Annotated in this window: 2 protein-coding genes and 1 pseudogene; 2 read left to right on the top strand and 1 reads right to left on the bottom strand. The window is 72.3% G+C overall.

Going from position 1 to position 2,507, the window contains the following annotated elements; all coding sequences use genetic code 11:
• The first annotated feature begins 181 nt into the window (after positions 1 to 181).
• The gene (locus AOK18_RS23275) at positions 182 to 568 is read left to right on the top strand and encodes a hypothetical protein (protein WP_055695608.1); all 387 of its coding nucleotides are present in this window, start codon (positions 182 to 184) and stop codon (positions 566 to 568) included.
• 221 nt (positions 569 to 789) lie between these two features.
• Complete coding sequence (locus AOK18_RS23270; RefSeq protein WP_055695607.1) at positions 790 to 2,223, top strand: S28 family serine protease; 1,434 nt, start codon at positions 790 to 792, stop codon at positions 2,221 to 2,223.
• 46 nt (positions 2,224 to 2,269) lie between these two features.
• On the opposite strand, the pseudogene AOK18_RS23265 reads toward AOK18_RS23270, so the two are convergent.
• Positions 2,270 to 2,507 (bottom strand): annotated as a pseudogene (locus AOK18_RS23265) (hypothetical protein); the annotation flags it as partial.

Here is a 2,507-nt window from a genome sequence, read left to right as displayed (position 1 = left end):
GACAGGAGGGAGGCGACGGGCACGAGGGGCGGGGGAAAGGACGGAGCCGGGCAACCATCCGGCGTACGTCCTGCGTCCGTACACCTGTACGCCGTCGGTAGCGGCGGACGCGGTACGGACTCCGGGGCGGGCGCCGACGCGGGCCCCGGCACGGCGTGATCCGGCAGGGGGAGGAACGGCAGTGGGAAGTGGAGCGACACACCGGCGGCTCGCGCTCGTCCTGGCGGTGCTGACCACGGCGGGACTGCTGGTGGCCGCCGCGCCGGGCACCGCCCAGGCCGCCGCGCACTGTCCCGGACGCAAGATGCGCACCCTGCCGTTCTCCACCGGCTCGGTCGTCGTCCACAAGCGCGGCGGCTACCTCTGCGCCGTCACCCTCGCCAAGAAGCCCGGCACCCAGCGGAAGATGTCGGTGAGCATCCGGGCGCGCGGCGGGCGCCCGGTGGTCGACGAGGGCCGCTACAAGCGGCACGCCGGCCCGGTCACCGTGCACGCCGGACGCCGCTGCATCTGGGTGAAGGGCAGGGTGGCCGGCGGATCGGTCAGCTCCGGCTGGATCCTGTGCTGAACGCGCGACCGGGCGCGGGGCCGGGAGCGTGCCCGGCTCCGGGGACGGGACCGGGCGGACCGGGAGCATGCCCCGGAACCGGTCCGGGAGCGATCCCGAATCTCCGTCCCGTGTAAGGCCTTTGCCCCTGTCCGTACCGAGGGTTGTCCCCATGTCCCCTGGTGCTGCGGCGAGTCGGTCGGCTAGTTTCCCGGCCACATCTGTTTCACAGGGGAGTGTGCATGCGCAAGGCTCTCAGATGGCTGCTGACGCTCACGATGCTGATCGGCACGGTGAGCACGGCGAGTGCGGCCACCGCCGCCGGGCCCGACGTCGCCGCCGGCACCGACATCAAGGAAAGACTGCTCTCCGTCCCGGGCATGGGCCTGGTCGAGGAGAAGCCCTACCCGGGCTACCGCTTCTTCGTCCTCGAGTACACCCAGCCGGTCGACCACCGCAGGCCCTCCAAGGGCACCTTCCAGCAGCGGATCACCGTGCTGCACAAGGACGTCACGCGGCCGACCGTCTTCTTCACCGGCGGCTACAACGTCTCGACGACGCCGCGGCGCAGCGAGCCGACCCAGATCGTGGACGGCAACCAGGTCTCCATGGAGTACCGCTTCTTCACCCCGTCCCGCCCGGACCCGGCCGACTGGTCGAAGCTGGACATCTGGCAGGCCGCCAGCGACCAGCACCGCATCCACGAGGCGCTGAAGGGGATCTACCCCGAGAAGTGGATCTCCACCGGCGGCTCCAAGGGCGGCATGACCGCCACGTACTACGAGCGCTTCTACCCGCGTGACATGGACGGCGTCGTCGCCTACGTCGCCCCCAACGACGTGGTCAACGACGAGGACTCCGCCTACGACCGGTTCTTCGCGAAGGTCGGCACCGAGGAGTGCCGCGCCCGGCTGAACGGCGTGCAGCGCGAGGCGCTGGTGCGCCGCGGGGCGCTGAGCGAGAGGTACCGGGCCCTCGCCGCCGAGAACGGCTACACCTTCGACACCATCGGCAGCCTGGACCGGGCGTACGAGGCGGTCGTCCTCGACTACGTGTGGGGCTTCTGGCAGTACAGCACCGTGGCGGACTGCGCGCGGATCCCGGCGGACGCGAAGAACGCCACCGACGACGAGATCTGGACCTCGGTCGACACGATCTCCGGCTTCTCGTTCTACACGGACCAGGGCCTCAGCCCGTACACGCCGTACTACTACCAGGCGGGCACGCAGCTCGGCGCGCCGACGATCCGGTTCCCGCACATCGAGAGGAAGTACGTCCGTTACGGCTACCAGCCGCCGCGCCACTTCGTGCCCCGCTCGATCCCGATGCGGTTCGAGCACCGGGCCATGCGGGACGTCGACCGCTGGGTGCGGGACAACGCCCGGCGGATGCTGTTCGTCTACGGCGAGAACGACCCGTGGGGCGCCGAACCGTTCCGGCTCGGCAGGGGAGCGCGCGACTCGTACGTGCTGACCGCCCCCGGCATGAACCACGGCGCCAACGTGGCCGGTCTGATCGAGGAGGAGAGGGCGCTCGCCACGGCCCGCATCCTCGACTGGGCGGGCGTCGCGCCGGACGCGGTCGCCGAGAACCCGGCCGAGGCGAAGCCGCTGGCGAAGTTCGACCGCGAGCTGGACCGGCGGGACATCCGGCGGGAGCAGGCGCTGCACCGGTAGGACCACGGGCCGCGCCGGCGGCGGGGGGCACCGGGGGCCGCGGGGGTCACAGGGGCTCGGCGCAGCCCACCGGTGTGCCGCCGCCGAGCCGGACGTAGAGGGTCGTGGACACCGGGCACTCGGACCTGGCGTCCACGGCATCGGTCACCCGGTACTCCGGCCGCCGCTCCCCCTCGCCGTCGCAGGCCGTCTCGCGGACCCGGCCGTCGTCCAGCCCGCGCACGCAGTCGCCGACGATGGTGCGCGGCCCGCCCCCGCCCCCGGGATCGCCCGGGTGCGGGGGC

It is taken from the genome of Streptomyces prasinopilosus (genome assembly GCF_001419695.1).
Classification (GTDB): Bacteria; Actinomycetota; Actinomycetes; order Streptomycetales; family Streptomycetaceae; genus Streptomyces; species Streptomyces prasinopilosus.
Note: the sequence above shows the minus strand (reverse complement) of the source record. Positions and strands in the feature narration are given on the sequence as shown.

What these genes read in the sequence shown, in the direction of transcription:
- AOK18_RS23270 (WP_055695607.1), top strand. Translation starts at nt 790, where the DNA reads ATGCGCAAGGCTCTCAGATGGCTGCTGACGCTCACGATGCTGATCGGC.